The organism is Micromonospora aridisoli (assembly GCF_056150025.1).
This window is the reverse complement of sequence record NZ_JAXCFK010000016.1, coordinates 1-19,847: the sequence shown is the minus strand read 5'-3', so window position 1 is coordinate 19,847 and position 19,847 is coordinate 1. Positions and strand designations below refer to the sequence as shown.

15 protein-coding genes are annotated in these 19,847 nt (G+C 71.4%); 5 read left to right on the top strand and 10 right to left on the bottom strand.

Features of this window, described 5'->3' with window-relative positions:
- Positions 1-4: 4 nt before the first annotated feature.
- From SM447_RS26265 to SM447_RS26255, 3 genes are all read right to left on the bottom strand, one after another.
- Positions 5-724 carry a TIGR03936 family radical SAM-associated protein gene (locus SM447_RS26265; RefSeq protein WP_474575617.1) on the bottom strand — a complete coding sequence of 240 codons (720 nt, stop codon included), beginning with the start codon at positions 722-724 and terminating at the stop codon, positions 5-7.
- Positions 725-823: 99 nt separating this feature from the next.
- Positions 824-2,809: a TIGR03960 family B12-binding radical SAM protein gene (locus SM447_RS26260; protein ID WP_474575551.1), complete on the bottom strand. Its 1,986-nt coding sequence runs from the start codon at positions 2,807-2,809 to the stop codon at positions 824-826.
- Positions 2,810-2,881: 72 nt separating this feature from the next.
- Positions 2,882-3,541 (bottom strand): TMEM175 family protein, encoded by a 660-nt coding sequence (locus SM447_RS26255; RefSeq protein WP_474575550.1) that lies wholly within the window; start codon positions 3,539-3,541, stop codon positions 2,882-2,884.
- 148 nt (positions 3,542-3,689) lie between these two features.
- Between SM447_RS26255 and SM447_RS26250 the strand changes: the two genes are divergently transcribed.
- Positions 3,690-5,048, top strand: coding sequence for a hypothetical protein (locus SM447_RS26250; protein WP_474575549.1), 1,359 nt, complete (start codon positions 3,690-3,692; stop codon positions 5,046-5,048).
- Between the two features lie 94 nt (positions 5,049-5,142).
- On the opposite strand, the gene SM447_RS26245 is transcribed toward SM447_RS26250, so the two are convergent.
- The gene (locus SM447_RS26245; protein WP_474575548.1) at positions 5,143-5,841 is read right to left on the bottom strand and encodes a lysophospholipid acyltransferase family protein; all 699 of its coding nucleotides are present in this window, start codon (positions 5,839-5,841) and stop codon (positions 5,143-5,145) included.
- Positions 5,842-5,992: 151 nt separating this feature from the next.
- Complete coding sequence (gene ileS, locus SM447_RS26240) at positions 5,993-9,211, bottom strand: isoleucine--tRNA ligase (RefSeq protein WP_474575547.1); 3,219 nt, start codon at positions 9,209-9,211, stop codon at positions 5,993-5,995.
- 474 nt (positions 9,212-9,685) lie between these two features.
- Here ileS and SM447_RS26235 point away from each other — a divergent pair, with 474 nt between their 5' ends.
- On the top strand, positions 9,686-10,126 hold the full coding sequence (locus SM447_RS26235; protein WP_474575546.1) for a carboxymuconolactone decarboxylase family protein: 441 nt from the start codon (positions 9,686-9,688) through the stop codon (positions 10,124-10,126).
- A complete protein-coding gene (gene sigJ / locus SM447_RS26230) occupies positions 10,123-11,001 on the top strand; it encodes an RNA polymerase sigma factor SigJ (protein ID WP_474575545.1) in 879 nt (292 codons plus the stop codon). Before SM447_RS26235 ends, sigJ begins: the two co-directional genes overlap by 4 nt.
- Positions 11,002-11,012: 11 nt before the next feature.
- On the opposite strand, the gene ndk is transcribed toward sigJ, so the two are convergent.
- Complete coding sequence (gene ndk / locus SM447_RS26225) at positions 11,013-11,438, bottom strand: nucleoside-diphosphate kinase (RefSeq protein WP_474575544.1); 426 nt, start codon at positions 11,436-11,438, stop codon at positions 11,013-11,015.
- Positions 11,439-11,579: 141 nt separating this feature from the next.
- Here ndk and SM447_RS26220 point away from each other — a divergent pair, with 141 nt between their 5' ends.
- Complete coding sequence (locus tag SM447_RS26220) at positions 11,580-13,070, top strand: VOC family protein (protein WP_474575543.1); 1,491 nt, start codon at positions 11,580-11,582, stop codon at positions 13,068-13,070.
- A gap of 104 nt (positions 13,071-13,174) precedes the next feature.
- Here SM447_RS26220 and SM447_RS26215 read toward each other — a convergent pair whose 3' ends face one another.
- The 3 genes from SM447_RS26215 to SM447_RS26205 form a co-directional block, all read right to left on the bottom strand.
- A complete protein-coding gene (locus SM447_RS26215) occupies positions 13,175-13,540 on the bottom strand; it encodes a DUF4233 domain-containing protein (protein WP_474575542.1) in 366 nt (121 codons plus the stop codon).
- Complete coding sequence (locus tag SM447_RS26210) at positions 13,537-14,808, bottom strand: bifunctional folylpolyglutamate synthase/dihydrofolate synthase (RefSeq protein WP_474575616.1); 1,272 nt, start codon at positions 14,806-14,808, stop codon at positions 13,537-13,539. Before SM447_RS26210 ends, SM447_RS26215 begins: the two co-directional genes overlap by 4 nt.
- A 173-nt stretch (positions 14,809-14,981) precedes the next feature.
- Positions 14,982-17,600 (bottom strand): valine--tRNA ligase, encoded by a 2,619-nt coding sequence (locus SM447_RS26205; RefSeq protein ID WP_474575541.1) that lies wholly within the window; start codon positions 17,598-17,600, stop codon positions 14,982-14,984.
- 69 nt (positions 17,601-17,669) lie between these two features.
- On the opposite strand from SM447_RS26205, the gene SM447_RS26200 reads away from it, so the two are divergent.
- Positions 17,670-18,353: a hypothetical protein gene (locus SM447_RS26200; protein WP_474575540.1), complete on the top strand. Its 684-nt coding sequence runs from the start codon at positions 17,670-17,672 to the stop codon at positions 18,351-18,353.
- Positions 18,354-18,389: 36 nt separating this feature from the next.
- Here the strand turns inward: SM447_RS26200 and SM447_RS26195 are convergent, their stop codons facing one another.
- Positions 18,390-19,625, bottom strand: coding sequence for an MFS transporter (locus SM447_RS26195; protein ID WP_474575539.1), 1,236 nt, complete (start codon positions 19,623-19,625; stop codon positions 18,390-18,392).
- Positions 19,626-19,847 lie beyond the last annotated feature (222 nt).

Below are 19,847 nucleotides of genomic sequence, written 5' to 3'. Positions count from 1 at the left end.
TCGGTCAGCGCCCGCCGATGGTTGCCCCGTCGCGGTCCGCGTCCAGCGGATCCACGATCGCACCCTGCGCGGTCAGCGTGCCCTGAGCCAGCCGGATCACCTTTGGGGCCACCGGCGGCTCCAGGCCGGCCACCACGCGGAGGCCGGAAAGGACGTCATCGGGCCGTACGGACGGGGTGACCTGCCGCACGACCAGTTCGAGTATCGCACACGGTACGGCCGGGTCCCCGGAAGGCGTCACCGGTGCGGCGATCACATCGATGTCGATGACCGCGCCACGCGCGTCGAACGTCCGCCGCCCCTGCTTGGTCATCCGCTCGACCAGCACCTCGCCGGCGGCGGTGAAGGCGGCCACGGCCTTGACCAGTACCTCGGGATCCACCTGCGGCAGCTCGATCCGCCAGCGGGACGCCTCGATCCGGTCGGGCAGGCTCGCGCCGCCGGCCACCACGGCGTCGAGCACGTCGAGGCCGGGCGAGAGCGCCGCGTCCAGCGCCAACCGCAGCTGCTCCGGATCGACCGGCTCGCGCAGGCCGATCTCCAGGTACTCCGCCTCGCTCGCCACTCCCGTCGGCGCCGCGCTGGCGTACGAGATCTTCGGGTGCGGGGTGAAGCCCTGTGAGAAGGCCACCGGTACGCCGGCCCGGCGCAGCGCCCGCTCGAAGGCCCGAGCGAAGTCCCGGTGCGAGGTGAACCGCAGCGGTCCGCGCTTGGCGTACCGGATCCGGACGCGCTGGACGACCGGTGCCTGGCCGCCCTCGGGCTGAGGTTTCCTACTGATTGTCGTGCTCCTCGGTGTCGGGCCCCACCCGTGCCGCCGGGGTCACTGCTGGGCGCCGGTGGGCAGCTTCAAGCCGTTGACCGGGGTCAACGGGAGAAGCTTCCGGCCGGTCGGGCCGATCTGGATCTCGGTGTCCATCGCCGGGCAGACGCCGCAGTCGAAGCAGGGCGTCCACCGGCAGTCGTCCTGCTCGTACTCGCTGAGCGCGTCCTGCCAGTCCTGCCAGAGCCAGTCCTTGTCCAGGCCCGAGTCCAGGTGGTCCCAGGGCAGGACCTCCAGCTCGTCGCGCTCGCGGGTGGTGTACCAGTCGAGGTCCACCCCGAAGGCGGGCAGCACCTCGGCGGCGGCGTCCACCCAGCGCTGGTAGGAGAAGTGTTCGCTCCAGCCGTCGAACCGGCCGCCGTTCTCCCAGACCCGGCGGATCACCGCGCCGACCCGGCGGTCACCCCGGGACAGCAGGCCCTCGATCAGCGACGGCTCGCCGTCGTGGTAGCGGTAACCGATCGCCCGGCCCAGCGAGCGGTCGGCGTTGATGGCCTGCTTGAGCAGTCGGAGCCGGTGGTCGATGACCTCCGGCCGCTGCATCGCCGCCCACTGGAACGGGGTGTGCGGCTTCGGCACGAAACCGCCGATCGACACGGTGCACCGGATGTCCTTGGAGCCGGTGGCGGCACGGCCGGCCCGGATGACCTCGTGCGCCATGTCCGCGATCTCCAGGACGTCGGCGTCGGTCTCAGTGGGCAGGCCGCACATGAAGTAGAGCTTCACCTGCCGCCAGCCGTTGGTGTACGCGGTGACGACGGTACGGATGAGGTCGTCCTTCGACACCATCTTGTTGATCACCTTGCGGATCCGTTCCGACCCGCCCTCGGGGGCGAAGGTCAAACCGGTCCGTCGGCCGTTGCGGGACAACTCCTGCGCCAGCTCGATGTTGAACGCGTCCACCCGGGTCGACGGCAGTGACAGCGACACGTTGGTGCCCTGGTACTGCTCGGCCAGGCCGGAGCACATGTCACCGATCTCGGAATGGTCGGCCGACGACAGCGACAACAGGCCCACCTCGTGGAAGCCGGAGAACTCCAGCCCCTGCTGCACCATCTGCCCCACGGTGGTGATGGAACGCTCGCGAACCGGGCGAGTGATCATGCCCGCCTGACAGAACCGGCAACCCCGGGTGCAACCCCGGAAGATCTCGACCGCGTACCGCTCGTGCACCGTCTCGGCGAGCGGTACGAGGGGCTTCTTCGGGTACGGCCAGGCGTCCAGATCCATCGTCGTGCGCTTGTGCACCCGGAACGGCACGTCCGCACGGTTCGGCACGACCCGCTGGATCCGGCCGTCGGGGAGGTAGTCCACGTCGTAGAAGCGCGGCACGTAGACGCTCTCGGTACGCGCCAGCCGCAGCAGCAGTTCGTCCCGGCCGCCGGGGCTGCCCTCCGCCTTCCACTCCCGGACGATCCCGGTGATCTCCAGGACCGCCTCCTCGCCGTCGCCCAGCACTGCGGCGTCGACGAAGTCGGCGATGGGCTCGGGGTTGAACGCGGCGTGCCCGCCGGCCACGATCACCGGATCGGTGTCCGTGCGGTCGGCCGCGAGCAGCGGAATCCCGGCCAGGTCGATCGCGGTGAGCAGGTTGGTGTAGCCCAGCTCGGTGGCGAACGACACGCCGAACAGGTCGAAGTCGCGCACCGGGCGGTGGGCGTCGACGGTGAACTGCGGCACGCCGTGGGCGCGCATCAGCTTCTCCAGGTCCGGCCAGACCGCGTAGGTCCGTTCCGCGAGGGTGTCCGGCAGCTCGTTGAGCACCTCGTAGAGGATCTGCACACCCTGGTTGGGCAGGCCCACCTCGTACGCGTCCGGGTACATCAGCGCCCACCGTACGGTCGCCGCGTCCCACTCCTTGACCACCGCACCCAGCTCGCCACCGACGTACTGGATGGGCTTGGTGACCTGGGGCAGCAACGGCTCCAGCCGGGGCCACACGGAGTTGGCCGCGACGGGACGCGAAGTGGTGGACGGAACACTCATGATGCCCAAGGGTACGCGGTGCTCCACCGACACCCACGCCGACGGGGCGAGCGCGACCGGTCGGGCCGGCCTTCACCGGCGCGTCCGCCGACGCCGCAGGCCTTCGCTGGTCATCGCATGGAAAACGATCATGACACCGATGCCCACCAACCCGAGGATCGGGTTGACGAACCAGCCCAGCGCCGCAGTGGTGAGATAGAGCGCCATGCCGACCACCGGGCGGACCCGCTGAGCGGCCACGAAGGCCCGGTCGAACCCCTCCCCGAGCAGCCTCGGGTGCCGTCGCAGGTAGGCGAAGAAGGCGAGCCAGGGCGCGGACATCGCGGCCGCGGCAAGGGCGTAGAGCACCACGGCGACCCGCCGGTCGCCGTCGGTGCCCGCGTGGGCGAAGGCGTCGGCGAGCACCGTGGTGGGGAACGGGATGATCACGACGCCGAGCAGCAGCCACAGGTTGATCCAGTTGAGGCCGACCGTGGTGCCACGGATGAGCCGAAGCAGGGTGTGGTGGTTGAGCCAGAGCACGCCGACGTACCCGAACGAGAGCAGGAAGGCGAGGTAGACCGACGCCTGTTCGAGCAGCGCGTGGAGCAGCTCACCCGGCCGGTGTTCAGGCACCTGGAGCTCGACCACCAACAGGGTGATCACGATGGCGAAGACCCCGTCACTGAAGCCCGTCATCCGGCCGATATCGCTCACCGGCGGCGTACCGGGCACGGTTTCCGGCTCGGACATACGCCGAGACTAAGCGTGTGCACACGACCACCACCGGTGAATGACCCGCGCTGACGGACCGAGGGATACCGACCTCCCCGTCATCCCGGGTCGGTCCCGGTGGCACACCGGTACTAACCTCGGACCGGCGCGAGAGGAGATTGCCGCGATGCCGGAGCCGCAGCCGGGAGCCGACCGGCCGGTCGACGGGAGCCGTCCGGATCAACACCGGGACGGGGAGCCGGCGGTCACCCACGAACTGTCCACCGACTCGGCCGAGGCGGGCGACCAACCGGCCGGGCCGGAGCAGGTTGCGACGGCCCGGACCGCACCGAATCAGGCCGCCCCAGACCAGACCGCGCCGGCCGGGGCCGCGCCCACCGGTGTCGGACCGGTCGGCACCGGGAACACCGAGGCCCTCCCCGACGACGGGCAGCCCTCCGCCCCGACGGAGCCGCCGGTCGGTCCGCAGGGCACCCGCGTGCTGCCCGAGTCCGCGCCGGAGGAAGCCGCCCCGCGCTGGAGCGGCTCGGCCCCGGTGCCGCCGGCACCCCCGCGCCGACGCGGTTGGGGCGAGTCCAGCGAACCCACGCCACCACCGGTGGCGCCGGCACCACAGCCGGAGCACCAGACCCCGGTCGACCCGTGGGCCGGCGTCGACACCAGCGGCTGGGAGCTGCCCTCGGCCGACTTTCCCGCCCTACCACCGACGCTGTCCTACCCGAGCCCACCGCCGACCCGGCCGTACTCCGGGCCGCCCGCGCCTCCGGTGTCGCCCGCGCCCCCGGTCTCGCCGGTTCCGTCGCCGCCTCCGGTGGCGCCGCCCCAGCAGCAACCACCGGGACCCTATCCCCCGGCCCCGGCCGGCCCCCCGGTGATGCCTGCGCCGAGCGGTCGACGGGGCGGGAAGAAGGCCCCGCCGGTCGCGCCACCACCGGGTTGGCAGCCACCCCCGGGGTACGTCCCGGTCCCGGTCCGGAAACGGCGCCGCTGGCCCTGGTTGCTGCTGCTGACACTGGCCTGCTGCTGCGGCTGCCCCGCCTACTACGGCATGCCGATGACCAGCCAGTACCCGGCCAACGCCGCCCTGCCGTCCCAGGTGGCCGACCTGCGACTACGCGAGGATCCCCGCAGTGCCCGCGACGCGCGCCAGTTGGAGACCCAGATGCGCGAGGCGCACTGGCTCGCCGAGGACACCTTCGCCGGCATCTACCACACCAGCAACGGCAAGCGGGTGACCGTCTTCGGCGGGACCGGCTTCCGGTTCACCCCGTCCGCGGACGCCGACGCCGAGATCGAGCGCCTGACCGACCAGTACGCCCTCGGCGAGGCGCAGGTCATGGAGACCGGCGTACGGGGCCGCCACGAGCGCTGCGCCGTGGGCCGTACCGACGGAGTCGGCGCGGTGGTGTGCACCTCGGTCGACCACGGCAGCATCACCACCGGCGTCTTCACCGGGCTCTCCGTGGACGACAGCTCCCGCCTGCTGGGCACCCTGCGGGAACAGATCGTCACCACGAGCGGCTGATCGAGCCCGAGATCGAGCCCGAGCAGTCGTCGGGCAGCAGGCCCGCTGCCGGCGGGCCGACTCAGCCCGTGCGCCGAGTCAGCCGTGAGCAGGCTCAGCCGGCTTCGGCCTCCCCAGCGACCGGCGGGTGGGCACGCGGCGGGGCGTAGCGGGAGACGTACTCCTGGCCGGTGAGCTTCTGAATCTCGCTCATCATCTCGTCGGTCATCTGCCGCAGCGACAGCCGGTCGTCCGGCCGGCCGGTGAAGTCGAGCGGCTTGCCGAACCTGACGGTGATCTTGCCGGTGAACGGTCGCGGCACCCGCGCTCCGATCGGCTGCACCTTCTCCGTGCCGATCATGCCCACCGGGATGATCGGCACACCGGCCGCGATGGCCAGCCGGACCGCACCGGTACGCCCCCGGTACAACCGGCCGTCCGGCGAGCGGGTGCCCTCCGGGTAGACGACCACCAGATCGCCGCCCTTGAGCGCCGGGATGGCCGCGTCGAACGCGGCCAACGCGGCCCGACCACCGGCCCGCTCCACCGGGATCGCACCGAGACCGGTGAGCACGAACTTGGAGAACCGCCCCTTGATGCCGGTGCCCTTGAAGTACTCGGACTTCGCCCAGAACGCCAGGTGCCGGGGCACCACCGTGCCGAGGAACAGCTCGTCGGCCACCGACAGGTGGTTGCCGGCGAAGATCGCGCCACCGCTGTCCGGGATGTGCTCCAGCCCCTCCACCTTCGGACGGAACGCCAGCCGCATCGCCGGCCCCACGGTGAGCTTGCCGATGGTGTAGAGCAGCGGCACTGGTCCTCCGGGCGGATCGAGTGAGGTAAGAGGCGGTGTCACCGTAGCGGACCGCCCCACCCCAGCATGCGCGAGGTCGGGCGGGTCCGCTGGCTGAGTACGGGGGGGTCGGGGAGGGGCCCTCCGACCGGAACGGGCCCCTCCCGACGACTCAGACGCGACGGACGACGACCGTCACGGACTCACCCTCGCCGACCTCACCGGCGAAGCCGTCGATGCCCTCGGCGAAGTCGACGCTGTCGGCCAGCACCTCGCGGGCCACGAAGTCGTGGTACCCGGCCACCGCCGCCCGGACCTCGTCGGAGGCCGAGGCCGTCACCACGATCCGGTCGGACACGTCGAGGTCGGCGTCCCGGCGAGCCTGCTGCACCACCCGGACGAAGTCCCGGGCCAACCCCTCCGCCGCCAGCTCGGCGGTCACCGTGGTGTCCAGCACCACCACGCCCTCAGCGCCGGGCAGCGGCGCCGAGTGCTCGGCGTCGGCGGCGACCAGGCGCAGTTCGTACTCACCGTCGGCGAGGGTTACCCCCGCGGCGACCGGGGCGCCGTCGACCAGCTCCCACTCCCCCGCCTTGACGGCCTTGATAACCTGCTGCACCTGCTTGCCCACCCGGGGCCCGAGCGCCCGGGGCACCACCGTGAGCACCTGCTGGCAGTACGCCGACACCTCGTCGGTGAAGACGACCTCCTTGACGTTGACCTCGTCGGCGACCAGATCGGCGAAGGGCCGCAGTCGCCCGGCCACCGGGCTGGCCACGGTCAGCCTCGACAGTGGCAGCCGTACCCGCAGCCCCTTGGCCTTGCGCAGCGACAACGCCGCCGAGGCCACCGACCGCACGTCGTCCATGGCGGCCACCAGGTCGTGGTCGGCCGGGAACTCCTCGGCCTTCGGCCAGTCGGTCAGGTGCACCGACCGCTCGCCGGTCAGCCCGCGCCAGATCTCCTCCGCGGTCAGCGGCGCCAGCGGCGCCACCACCCGGCAGAGCGTCTCCAGCACCGTCCAGAGCGTGTCGAACGCGTCGGTGTCCCCCGTCCAGAACCGGTCCCGGGAACGACGCACGTACCAATTGGTCAGCGCGTCCAGGTAGGACCGGACGGTGGCGCAGGCACCGGAGATGTCGTACGCGTCCATCTGCGCGCCGACCGTCGACACCAGCTCGTTCGTCTTGGCCAGCACGTACCGGTCGAGCAGGTTGCCGGCCGCGTCGCCACCACCGCCCGACGTGGTCTCCGTCCTCCGCTTCGCCAGGTAGCCGTCAGCGTTGGCGTAGAGCGAGAAGAAGTACCAGACGTTCCACAACGGCAGCAGCACCTGCCGCACCGCGTCGCGGACGCCCGCCTCGGTGACCGCCATGTCCGCACCGCGCATCACCGGCGAGGACATCAGCGTCCAACGCATCGCGTCGGAGCCGTAGGAGTCGAAGACGTGGTAGACGTCCGGGTAGTTGCGCAGGCTCTTGGACATCTTGCGCCCGTCGGAGCCGAGCAGGATGCCGTGGCTCAGGCAGTTGCGGAACGCCGGCCGGTCGAACAGCGCGGTGGCCAGCACGTGCATGGTGTAGAACCAGCCGCGGGTCTGCCCGATGTACTCGACGATGAAGTCGCCCGGGTAGTGGTGCTCGAACCAGTCACGGTTCTCGAACGGGTAGTGCACCTGGGCGAACGGCATCGAGCCGGACTCGAACCAGCAGTCCAGCACCTCCGGCACCCGGCGCATCATCGACCTGCCGGTCGGGTCGTCCGGGTTGGGGCGGACCAGCTCGTCCACCGCCGGCCGGTGCAGGTCGCTCAGGCGTACGCCGAAGTCCCGCTCCAGCTCCTCCAACGACCCGTACACGTCGACGCGGGGGTGGTTGGGATCGTCGGACTTCCACACCGGGATCGGCGAGCCCCAGAACCGGTTGCGGCTGATCGACCAGTCGCGGGCGTTGGCCAGCCACTTGCCGAACGAGCCGTCCTTGATGTGCCCGGGCGTCCAGTTGATCTGCTGGTTCAGCTCGACCATCCGGTCCTTGAACTGCGTCACCGCCACGAACCACGACGACACCGCCTTGTAGACCAGCGGCGTGTCACAGCGCCAACAGTGCGGGTACGCGTGGGTGTAGGTGTCCTGCTTGAGCACCACCCCCCGGTCCTTGAGCTGACGGATCACCGGCTTGTTGACGTCGAAGACCTGCTCACCCTCGAAGGGCGGAACCAGCGCGGTGAAGCGGGTGTGGTCGTCCACGGTGACGATGGTGGGGATGCCCGCCGCGTTGCAGACGTTCTGGTCGTCCTCGCCGAAGGCGGGTGCCAGGTGCACGATCCCGGTGCCGTCCTCGGTGGTCACGAAGTCCGCACCGAGCACCTGGTACGCGTTGTCACCGGCGTGCTCGACCAGGAAGTCGAAGAGCGGGGTGTACCGGCGGCCGACCAGGTCGGCGCCGCGAACCACCCCCACCTGCTCGTACCCCTCCAACTCCTTGGCGTACGCGCCCAACCGTGCCGCGCCCACCAGGTAGCGGACGTTGTCGCGCTCCAGCACCGCGTACTCGATGTCCGGACCGACGGCCAGGGCCAGGTTCGACGGCAGGGTCCACGGCGTGGTGGTCCAGACACCCAACCGCACCGGTCCTCGGAGCAGTTCCGGCGCGGACTCGTCGCCGGTCAGCTCGAACCACACCGTCAACGTCGGGTCGTGACGGTCGCGGTAGACGTCGTCCATCCGGGTCTCGGTGTTCGACAGCGGCGTCTCACAACGCCAGCAGTACGCCAGCACCCGGAAGCCCTCGTAGACCAGACCCTTGTCGTGCAGGGTCTTGAAGGCCCACATGACGCTCTCCATGTAGTCCAGGTCGAGGGTCTTGTAGTCGTTGGCGAAGTCGACCCAGCGGGCCTGCCGGGTGACGTACCGCTCCCAGTCCTGGGTGAACTCCAGCACCGAGGCGCGGCACGCCTCGTTGAACCGGGCCACGCCCAGGTCGAGGATTTCCGCCTTGCTGGTGATGCCGAGCTGCTTCTCCGCGACCACCTCGGCGGGCAGGCCGTGGCAGTCCCAGCCGAACCGCCGCTCCACCCGCCGGCCGCGCATGGTCTGGTAGCGCGGCACCACGTCCTTGACGTAGCCGGTGAACAGGTGGCCGTAGTGCGGCAGGCCGTTGGCGAACGGCGGTCCGTCGTAGAAGACGTACTCGTTGTCGGCGGCGCGTGCGTCGTCGCCGTCCACGCCGCCCTGGCCGTCCGGTCGCCGGCTGGAGGCCGGCCTCGCCTCGACGGAGGCCTCGAAGGTCTTGTCGGCCGTCCAGTGCTCCAGGACCCGGCGCTCGACCGCGGGCAGGTCCGGGCTCGCCGGTACGCCGCCGGCGGTCGGGTCGTGCAACGGATAGGCCATCGGGGGTCGCTCTCCTCGCTGACGCTCACTGTCGTGTGGGTCTGCGAGGACGAGCCTCTCCGGTACGCCGTGACCGGCGCCCCGGGTCGGGCCCGCGGTACCACCCCGCTTGGCGGTCAGGATCGACCGCCCGCTCGTTAGGTCGGCTGTGACGGGCCGTCCCGTCCGGTTCTACTGAGCCGGTCACCCGGCCGTTCTTCCGGAAGCTCCCCGGTGATAGCCGGATCATCGCCTACCCCCGATCATACCCACCCCACCCCCACCCCCTCCCCCCAATAACCCCCCACCCCACCCCACCTCGATCTGCCGTTGATCATGAGGTTGTTGTCGGCCGCTCCGGCGTGGCGCAGACAACAACCTCATGATCAACGAGTGTCAGGGCCGGCATGACCGGCGTCACAGGGGTGGGGTGTCACGCGGCGGGGCAGCCGGTTCGTCGTGGGGGTGTCAACACCGATCTAGCGGGAGGTTGTCATGCAGCGGATGAACGTGGCCGAGGTGGCACCGGGGGCCTTCGACGCCGTGCTGGGACTGGAGAAGTACGTCCGGGCCAACGTGGACCACACCGTGCTGGAGCTGGTCAAGCTGCGCGCGTCGATGCTCAACGGCTGCGCCTACTGCGTCGACATGCACAGTCGCGACGCGCTCGGCGCCGGCGAGTCGAGCCGGCGGCTGTTCGCGGTGGCCGCCTGGCGGGAGGCGCCCTTCTTCGACGAGCGGGAACGCGCCGCGCTGGCGTTGACCGACGCGGTCACCCGCTTGGGCGAGCACGGGGTGCCCGACGACGTATGGAATGCGGCGGCGAAGGTCTGGCCGGAGAAGGCCCTCGCCGACCTGGTTCTGGCGATTGCCACAATCAACGTGTGGAACCGGATCGCGGTGACCTTCCGCAACGAGCTGCCGACGGACGTGTGAGCCGGGTCGACGCGGCGGAGGCGGCCGGTGCGCTCGACGCGCACCGGCCGATGCTGCTCGGGCTGGCCTACCGGCTGCTGGGCAGCCGCCACGACGCCGAGGACGTCCTCCAGGAGACCTACCTGCGCTGGCTGCGGGTCGACCGCGCCGAGGTGAGCGAGCCGCGTCGCTACCTGTCCCGGGTGGTGACCCACCTGTCGATGGACCGGCTGCGGGCCCGCCAGGCCGCCCGTGAGACGTACGTCGGGCCATGGTTGCCGGAGCCGGTGCCGACCGCGCCGTCGCCGTTCGGTCCGCTGGAGCGCGCCGAGCTGCGCGATTCGCTCTCCACCGCGCTGCTGCACCTGCTGGAGCGGCTGACTCCGCCGGAGCGCGCCGTCTACGTGCTGCACACCGCCTTCGAACTGCCCTACGCCGAGATCGCCGAACTGCTGGACCGCTCCGCCGAGGACTGTCGGCAGCTGCACCACCGGGCGAGCGTCCGGATCGGGCGGGATCAGCGCCGCTTCACCGCCGACCGGGCCGAGCAGGAGCGACTGCTGGAAGCGTTCATCGCCGCCGCCACCGAGGGCGATCTGGCCGCGCTGACCGACCTGGTCGCCGCGGACGCGACCGCGTGGAGCGACGGCGGCGGCCGGGTGAAGGCGGCCCGCAACCCGATCACCGGCGTCGACCGGGTCGTCCGGTTCCTGCTGGGCATCCGCGACAAGGGCTGGCCGCTCACCGTGCGACGCACGGAACTCAACGGCCAGCCGGCCGCCGTGGTGACCACGGCGGCCGGCGACGCGTACGCGGTCACCCTCGGCACGGCCGCCGGACGGATCACCGACATCTTCATGGTGGCCAACCCGGACAAGCTGCCCTGGGCGGCCTGACGGTCTCAGTCTCAGCTCAGCTCGGGGAACCAGAGCGCCAGTTCGCGCTTGGCGCTGTCGGCCGAGTCGGAGGCGTGCACCAGGTTCTCCCGGTTGGACAGGGAGAGGTCGCCGCGGATCGTGCCGGCGGCGGCCTTCCGCCCGTCGGTGGCACCGATCAGGCCGCGCACCACCTCGACGACCTGGTCGCCGGAGAGCACGAGCGCGATCAGCGGACCCCCGGTCATGAACGCCTTCAACGGGGGGTAGAACGGCTTCTCGACGTGCTCCGCGTAGTGCTCGTCGGCAAGCGCGGCATCCATCGTCCGGGACACCATCGCGTCGATCCGCAGCCCCTTGCGCTCGAACCGGGAGACGATCTCGCCCACCAGCCCTCGGCGGACCGCGTCGGGCTTGATCAGGACGAGGGTACGCTCGTCCGGGCTGCTGCTGGACACGCTGGGTTCCTCCTCAGAGCGGAAGCCGGTCGGGCTGGGTACGGTCAGCCTAGCGACCCGGTCCCGGCGCCGGCGCGGTGGCCGGCCTTCCCCCGGCCTCCGATCCGGCCTAGCCTGGCCCTGACCCCCGGGAGGTCCACTGTGGCGAATGGTGGCGGGAACCGACCCATCGCACCGGTACGCAAGTTGATCGCCGCGGTGCTGGGCACCGTGGCCACCTTCGTGATCCTCTTCGGCCTGGGCATGACCAGCTGGGCCATCGTCGCGCTCGGCGCCGCCCTGTTGGCCCTGGCGATCGCGCTGGCCACCGTCCGGGGCGGCGGCCGCACCTGGGTGGTCGGCGCCGGCCACGTGCACAGCGCCTCCGAGCCGCCGACCCAGTACGCCTTCGGCCGCTGCGAGCTGCAACTGGTGATCGACGCGCCTGGGCTGCCGCCCCGCTCGAAGAAGATCATCGAGCCGCGCGTTCCGGTGTCGAAGTGGCCGTCGCTGGGGCAGACCCTGCCGATCCGGGTGGCGCTCGACGACCCGCGACATGTCCGGGTGCTCTGGGACGAGGTACCCACCCACACAGAGGCCGGCATCCCCGCCGACCTGCCGCCCGAGTTCGCCACGGTCCCACCCGACGAGGTGCTGATCGGGCAGGAGGCACCGCCGTGGGCCGGCCGGGCGCCGGAGGACGACTTCCATGACCCGCTGGGCGACCCGCCGGACGGCACACACGGCGGCCCGCTGGGCGCCTCGCACGAGAGCGCGGCCGAGCCCGTCGAGCAGCACGAGACGGTACGGGTACGCCAGCGCCCGGGTGGACCGGTCGTGCTGGAGGGAACCGTGGTGGAACGCTCCGACGAGCAACGGCTCCCCCGCCGAGCCACGCCCTCGCCCAGGATGCCGGCGGAGGAACGGTTCACCGAGCCTCGACCGACCTCGGCGGCGACGTCCGTCGGGAACGAAGCCGACGACCTCTTCGCCGACCCGGCCCCCGTGGGGCGGCCCGTGGAGCCGACGTCCACCCCGACGGCCCTCACCGATCCGATGGATCCGCTCGACCCGCTCGACCTGCCGCTCGACGATCCGGCACCGAACCCGACCGCCACCCCCGACCGCACCACGACCGACGGCCAGCCAGCGACCACCGGCAGCACGAGGGCCGACGACCGCCCACAATCGGCCGACGACCGCACGGAGACCGTCGGCGCGCGGGAGCTGGACGAGGCGATCTTCGGTTTCGACCCGGACGTCGCCGACCCGGCGGCCCCGATCAGCGGGGTGGGCATCACCCTGCTGGTGACCGAGTTGCCCCGTTCCCTGGAGTTCTACCGGGACCGGCTCGGCTTCACCGAGGTCGACCGGGGTAACGGCAACGCGGTGCTCTCCTCGGGCACGACCCGCCTGGTGCTACGCGAGGTGACCGGAGCCCAGCCGATCAGCCGCCGACTGGTCCACGTCAACCTCGACGTTGACGACATCCAGTCGGCGTACGAACGGCTGCGCGAGTCCGGGGTCCGGTTCACCTACGCGCCCCGCGTGGTCAACCGGGGCAGCAAGCTCGAGGTGTGGGCGGCGGCGTTCCGCGATCCCGACGGTCACGGCATCGCGCTCACCCAGTGGCGGGAGCTCGCCGAGGCGTGACCCCGGCGACGTGGGCCCGGGTGCCGCGCGCAGCGGCCGGAGCCGGGTGCCGCCCGGCCGCCAGCGCGACGGCCGGTCAGCCCAGGATCAAGCACGACGGCCGGTCAGCCCAGGATCACCCGGCGCACGTGCAGCGCGTACGCCCACACCAGCGCGAACATCACGCCGAGCACGAACAGCGACCAGTGCAGCAGGCCGGACAGCAGCAGCAGTCCCTGCAGCACGGTGCCGGCGTGCCAGGCCCACGGCCGACGCATCATGCCGGCGAGCACGGCGGCGACCACGGCCAGCGTCACGACCGCGGCGATCGCCGCACCACCGAGGTCGCCGCCGACCACCCGGATCGGCTGGATCGCCAGCAGCAGCACCAGGGCCTCCAGGCCGAGGGCACCCGCACCGAGCCCGCGTACCGCCCGTAGCGGATCACGCAGGCCCGACCGTCGCGGCCGGCCGTCGCCGTCCCCGGTCATCGCTTCAGGAGCCGGCGCGCGTCGGCCACGGTCACCACGGAGCCGGTGATGAGCACCCCGACGCCGGCCAGTTCGCCCGGTACGTCCTCCTCGGCCAGCGCCACCGCGGCCTCGATCGCGTCCGGCATCTCCTCGGCCACCTCGACCCGGTCCGGGCCGAACACCTCCGCCGCCAGCGCGGCCAACTCCTTGACCGGCAGCGCCCGGGGTGAGCTGTTCCGCGTCACCACCAGCTGGTCGACCACCGGTTCCAGCAGCTCCAGCATGCTGGCGGCGTCCTTGTCGGCAAGGGTCCCCACGACGGCGACGAGCTTGCTGAACGCGAACTCCTCCTGAAGTGCGGTGACGGTGGCCGCCATGCCCTGCGGATTGTGCGCACCGTCGAGCAGGATCGTCGGGGCGCTGCGCACCCGCTCCAACCGGCCGGGGGAACTGGCGGCGGCGAAACCCTCCCGTACCGCCTCCACGTCGAGCTGACGGCGGGCACCCGCACCGAGAAACGCCTCGACGGCCGCGAGCGCCACCGCCGCGTTCTGTGCCTGGTGGGCACCGTGCAGCGGAACGAAGACCTCCTCGTACACCCCGCCCAGGCCCTGCAGGGTGAGCACCTGGCCGCCGACGGCGACGGCCCGACGCAGTACGCCGAACTCCGAGCCCTCCCGGGCGACGGTCGCGCCCACCTCGGCGCAGCGTTGCAGGATCGGCCGGGCGGCCTCCTCCTCCTGGGCGGCGCAGATGACCGTCGCGCCGGAGTGGATGATGCCGGCCTTGGCGACCGCGATGTCCTGGAGCGTGTCGCCGAGCCATTCGGTGTGATCGAGCCCGATCGGGGTCATGACACACACCCCCGCCTGGATGACGTTGGTGGCGTCCTCGGCTCCACCCAGACCGACCTCGACCACGGCCACGTCGACCGGGGCGTCCGCGAACGCGGCGAAGGCGAGCGCCGTGGTCATGTCGAAGTAGGTCAGCGGCTCGGCCGAACGGTCGTCGACCAGCTCGGCCAGCGGCTTCACCTCCTGGTAGACGGCGGTGAACCGGGCCTCGTCAACCGGTTCACCGTCCAGGCTGATCCGCTCCCGCACGGTCTCCAGATGCGGGCTCGTGTAGCGCCCGGTGTGCAACCCGAAGGCCCGTAGCAGCGAGTCGATCATCCGAGCGGTGGAGGTCTTGCCGTTGGTGCCGGTGAGGTGGATCGACGGGTACGCCCGCTGCGGGCTGCCCAGCAGGTCCAGCAGGGACGAGATGCGGTCCAGCTCGAAGACCATCCGAGTGAAGCCGCGCGCCGCCAGTTCGGCCTCGACCTCCGCGAAGGCGGCACGCTCGGCCCGGTTCACCCGTTCGCCGCGCTCCGCGCCGGTACGGGCACGGTTGGTCCGCTCGCTGGGCTCTGCGCCGGCCCGCTCCTCGGGGAGGCCGCCGGTGTGGTCGGTACGGTCGGTCACGAGGGAAGCGCCTCCAGTGCGGCGTCGATGCGGGCCAGGTCGGCCTCGGCCACCGCCAGCCGTTCACGGATCTTGGCAACGACGTGCTCGGGGGCCTTGCCGACGAACGCCGGATTGTCCAGCTTCGCCCGTGCCTGCCCGGCCTCCTTCTCCGCTGCCGCGCGGTCCTTGGTCAGCCGGGCGCGTTCGGCGGCCACGTCGATCGAGCCCCTGGTGTCCAACGCGACGCTGACCTCGCCCGGCATGGCCAGGGTCGCGCTGGCCTGGAAGTCGTCGCCGGCCGGGTCGAGCCGGGCCAGGGACCGGATCAGCGGCTCGTGCGCCGCCACCCCGGCACCGGACAAACCGTCGAGCCGGGCCGCGACCCGTTGGGTCGGGCGCAGCCCCTGGTCGGAGCGGAACCGACGGACCTCGGTCACGACCCGCTGCAGGGTGGCCACCTCGGTCTCGGCGGCGGCGTCGATCAGCGCGCGGTCGGCGGTGGGCCAGGCCGCGGTCAGCACGGTCTCCCCGCCGGTGAGCGCGGTCCACAGCTCCTCGGTGACGAACGGGATCACCGGGTGCAGCAGCCGCAGCAGTTGGTCGAGCACGTGACCGAGGACCCGCCGGGTGACCGCGGCCGGCTCACCGCCGCCGGCCAGCACCGGCTTGCTCAGTTCCACGTACCAGTCGCAGACGTCGTCCCAGGCGAAGTGGTACAGCAGGTCACAGACCTTGGCGAACTCGTACGCCTCGAACTGCTCGTCGACCTCGGCGGTCACGTGGGCCAGCCGGGACAGGATCCACCGGTCGACGGTCGACAGCCGCCCGGCCTCCGGCATCGGGCCGTCGGTGTGCGCGCCGTTGATCAGCGCGAACCTGGTGGCGTTCCAGAGCTTGTTGCAGAAGTTGCGGGACCCCTGGCACCACTCCTCGCTGACCGGCACGTCGCCACCGGGGTTGGCGCCCCGGGCGAGGGTGAAGCGGGTCGCGTCGGCACCGTAGCGGTCGATCCAGTCCAGCGGATCGACCACGTTGCCGAACGACTTGGACATCTTCTTGCCGTGCTCGTCGCGGACCATGCCGTGCAGGGCGATCACGTCGAACGGCTGCCGGCCGTCCATCGCGTACAGGCCGAACATCATCATCCGGGCCACCCAGAAGAACAGGATGTCGTACCCGGTGACCAGCACGCTGGTCGGGTAGAACTTCGCGAGTTCCGGGGTCTGCTCCGGCCAGCCGAGCGTGGAGAACGGCCAGAGGCCGCTGGAGAACCAGGTGTCCAGCACGTCCTCGTCCTGGCTCCAGCCCTCGCCGGTCGGCGGTTGCTCGTCCGGACCGACACAGACCACCTCGCCGGCCGGGCCGTACCAGACCGGGATCCGGTGGCCCCACCAGAGCTGCCGGGAGATGCACCAGTCGTGCATGTTGTCGACCCAGGCGAAGTAGCGCTTGGCCAGCTCCGCCGGCTCGATGCGCACCCGGCCGTCGCGCACCGCGTCGCCGGCCGCCTTGGCCAGCGGCGAGGTGTTGACGAACCACTGCAGCGACAGCCGGGGCTCGACGGTGGTACCGCAGCGGGAGCAGTGGCCGACGGCGTGCACGTACGGCCGCTTCTCGGCGACGATGCGTCCCTCCGCCCGCAGCGCGGCCACGATCGCCGGGCGCGCCTCGAAACGGTCCAGGCCCTCGAAGGGTCCGGGCGCGGTGATGACTCCCCGCTCGTCCATGATCGTCAGGGTGGGCAGGTCGTGCCGCTGCCCGATCTCGAAGTCGTTCGGGTCGTGGGCCGGGGTCACCTTCACCATGCCGGTGCCGAAGGTCGGGTCGACGTGCGCGTCACCGACGATCGGGATCCGCCGGCCGGTCAGCGGCAGCTCGACCTCGGTGCCGATCAGGTGGCGGTACCGCTCATCGTCGGGGTGCACCGCGACCGCGGTGTCGCCGAGCATCGTCTCCGCCCGGGTGGTGGCCACCACCACGTCGTCGCTGTAGCGGATGGAGACCAGCTCACCGTCGTCGTCGGTGTGCTCCACCTCGATGTCCGACAGGGCGGTGAGACAGCGCGGGCACCAGTTGATGATCCGGTTCGCCCGGTAGATCAGACCGTCGTCGTACAGCTTCTTGAACATGGTCTGGACGGCGCGCGACAGGCCCTCGTCCATGGTGAAGCGTTCACGGTCCCAGTCGACCGAATCGCCGAGCCGGCGCATCTGGCCGAGGATCGCACCGCCGGAGGAGGCCTTCCACTCCCACACCCGCTCGACGAACTTCTCCCGGCCCAGATCGTGCCGGGACAGCCCCTGCGCGGCGAGCTGCCGCTCGACCACGTTCTGGGTGGCGATGCCGGCGTGGTCCATGCCCGGCAGCCACAGCGCCTCGTAGCCCTGCATCCGCTTGCGCCGCACCAGGGCGTCCTGGACCGTGTGGTCGAGCGCGTGGCCCATGTGCAGCGAGCCGGTGACGTTCGGCGGCGGGATGACGATGGTGAAGGGCTCCCGCTCGCTGTCCGCGGCGGCCCGGAACCGACCGTCGGCTACCCACTGCTCGTACCGTCGCTGCTCTACCTCGCCGGGCTGGTACTGGCCGGCGAGGGTCGGGGCGTCGGGGCGTCGGGCATCCAGTCTCTCGGTCACCCTGAAAGTCTACGGAGCGCTTCGACGGACCCGACGTGCGCCACCGGTGGTTCGCGTACGGTGTCGGCTATGTCCGACGCACATCTCAGCGCCCGCCAGCTCGACGAGGACGCTCCGCCGGTCGAGCTGACCGGCGAGCCGATCGAGCTGGGCGACCGCGAACCGACGGAGGGCACCGACCGTACGACGGTCCGGTCCCGCCGGCGGCGCCTGGCCGTCGCGCTGCTGGCGATCATCGCGCTGGTGGGGGTCGGCGCGCTCGGCAGCTGGGGCTGGCGGATCTTCCAGCAGAAGGACGCCCGGATCGCCACGCCCGACCAGGTCGCCGGCCTTCGCCTGGACAACAGCGACCGGGCGGTCAGCACGGCCGACTACCTGCGCAGCGGTCTCGCCGCCGACATCCAGTTGGACAGCAGCTTCGGTGCCGTCTACCAGGATCCGGCCGACGCCCGGCGATCGGTGCTGATCTTCGGTGGGACGACCCTGCTGTGGCAGCCGGAGCGGGACCTGGAGAGCCTGTTCGAGCTGATGGCCGATGAGACCGCCGCCGTGACCGACCTCCGTGACGTGTCGCCGGGCCGGCTGGGCGGTGTGATGAAATGCGGCAGCACCAGCGGCGAGGGTGGCGAGTTCGCGGTCTGTGGCTGGGCCGACCACGGCAGCGTGGTGCTCGCCATGTTCCCCGCCCGATCGGTCGAGGACTCCGCCGGCCTGCTGCGGCAGATCCGGGAGAGCGTGCAGACCCGCGGTTGACGGCTCGGCCGCCATACCGCACGGCCGAGGGTCCAGTCAGCCGGGACGGACGTGCCGCACCGGCGTGGCCAGCCCCACGAGAGCCACCACGACGCACCCACCGCCGGCGAGGACACACACCAGCGGTACGCCGTACGCCTCGGCGCCCCAGGTGATGACGGCGGCACCGAGCGGGCCCAGCGCGTAGTGGGTTGCCCAGAACACCGAGGTGACCCGTCCGAGAAGCCGGTTCGGGGTCACCTCCTGGCGCAGCGACAGCGAGCAGATCGCCCCGACGGCCACCGCACCGAGGTAACCCGCTGCCAGCGCCGCCACCACGGGCACGGTACGCGCGGAGCCCAGCACCGCCACGGCCACGCCGGCCAGCGCCATGCTGCCCGACCAGGTCGCTCCGAAGCCGAGCCGGCGCCGCAGCGGGGCCACCACGAGCGAGCCGAGGAGCGTACCGGCAGCCGCCACCCCCAGCACCAGGCCGACCGTGCCGTCGGTGCCCTCCAGGTTCTGCCGCACGTGGTAGATCAACACGTCGTCGAGCCCGTAGGTGAGGAAGATGAACGCCGACAGCAGCAGGGTGAGGCCGCGTAGGACCGGATGCTGCCAGAGGAAACGAGCCCCCTCCAGCAACTCGTCGCGCAGGCCGGCGAGGGATGTCACGGTCCGCGTGGGCCCTTCCTCCCGCAGCCGTACGAGGCACAGCGCGGTGGCCGCCACGGCGAAGCTTGCCGCGTTCACCGCGATCGCGGTCGAGTGACCGAACCCGGCGACCACCAGCCCGGCCAGCAGCGGGCCGCCGATGCCGGCGACCGCGTAGCTGGCCGACAGCTTGCCGTTGGCCTCGGTGATCCGCCCGACGTCGACGAGCCCCGGCACTGCCGCGACGTACGCCACCCGGAACACCATGCCGACCGCAGCGCTGGCCGGGAGCACCAGGTAGAGCAGCCACAGCTGCGGGCCCCACAACCAGGCCACCGGAATGGCGGTGAACAGTCCGGCACGGATGAGATCGGTGCCGATCAGCAGGCGTCTCCGGTCCACCCGGTCGACGAGCACGCCTGCGAAGACGGCGGTGGCCACCGAGGCCACCCCGGCAACCGCGGTGAGCAGACCCATCAGTGCCACCGAGCCGGTCAGCTGAAGTACGACCAGCGGTATCGCCAGCGCAGCGAAGCCGTCGCCGACCACGGAGAGGGTCTGCGCCGACCAGAACACGACGAAGTCCCGGTTCCGCCACAGCGGATCGACGGTCGTTCGGTCCGCGATGCGTGCCGTCACCAGCGGGATGGTATTCGCCGGTCAGCTCGGACCGCGCCCGGTTTATCACCGACACCGGCGCTGGACGGTAAGCCGGAAAATGCCCGGCGGTCGGACGTGCGGTGACTGCTGCGGCGCACGGTAAACGCGATTCAGGGCCACCCCCTTGGTGGGGTGGCCCTGAATCGGAAGAATGTCCGGCGGTGTCCTACTCTCCCACACCCTCCCGGGTGCAGTACCATC

What these genes read in the sequence shown, in the direction of transcription:
- SM447_RS26255 (WP_474575550.1), bottom strand. Translation starts at nt 3,541, where the DNA reads ATGTCCGAGCCGGAAACCGTGCCCGGTACGCCGCCGGTGAGCGATATC.
- SM447_RS26210 (WP_474575616.1), bottom strand. Translation starts at nt 14,808, where the DNA reads ATGGTCTTCGAGCTGGACCGCATCTCGTCCCTGCTGGACCTGCTGGGC.
- SM447_RS26200 (WP_474575540.1), top strand. Translation starts at nt 17,670, where the DNA reads ATGTCCGACGCACATCTCAGCGCCCGCCAGCTCGACGAGGACGCTCCG.
- SM447_RS26260 (WP_474575551.1), bottom strand. Translation starts at nt 2,809, where the DNA reads ATGAGTGTTCCGTCCACCACTTCGCGTCCCGTCGCGGCCAACTCCGTG.
- SM447_RS26235 (WP_474575546.1), top strand. Translation starts at nt 9,686, where the DNA reads ATGCAGCGGATGAACGTGGCCGAGGTGGCACCGGGGGCCTTCGACGCC.
- SM447_RS26250 (WP_474575549.1), top strand. Translation starts at nt 3,690, where the DNA reads ATGCCGGAGCCGCAGCCGGGAGCCGACCGGCCGGTCGACGGGAGCCGT.
- SM447_RS26215 (WP_474575542.1), bottom strand. Translation starts at nt 13,540, where the DNA reads ATGACCGGGGACGGCGACGGCCGGCCGCGACGGTCGGGCCTGCGTGAT.
- ileS (WP_474575547.1), bottom strand. Translation starts at nt 9,211, where the DNA reads ATGGCCTATCCGTTGCACGACCCGACCGCCGGCGGCGTACCGGCGAGC.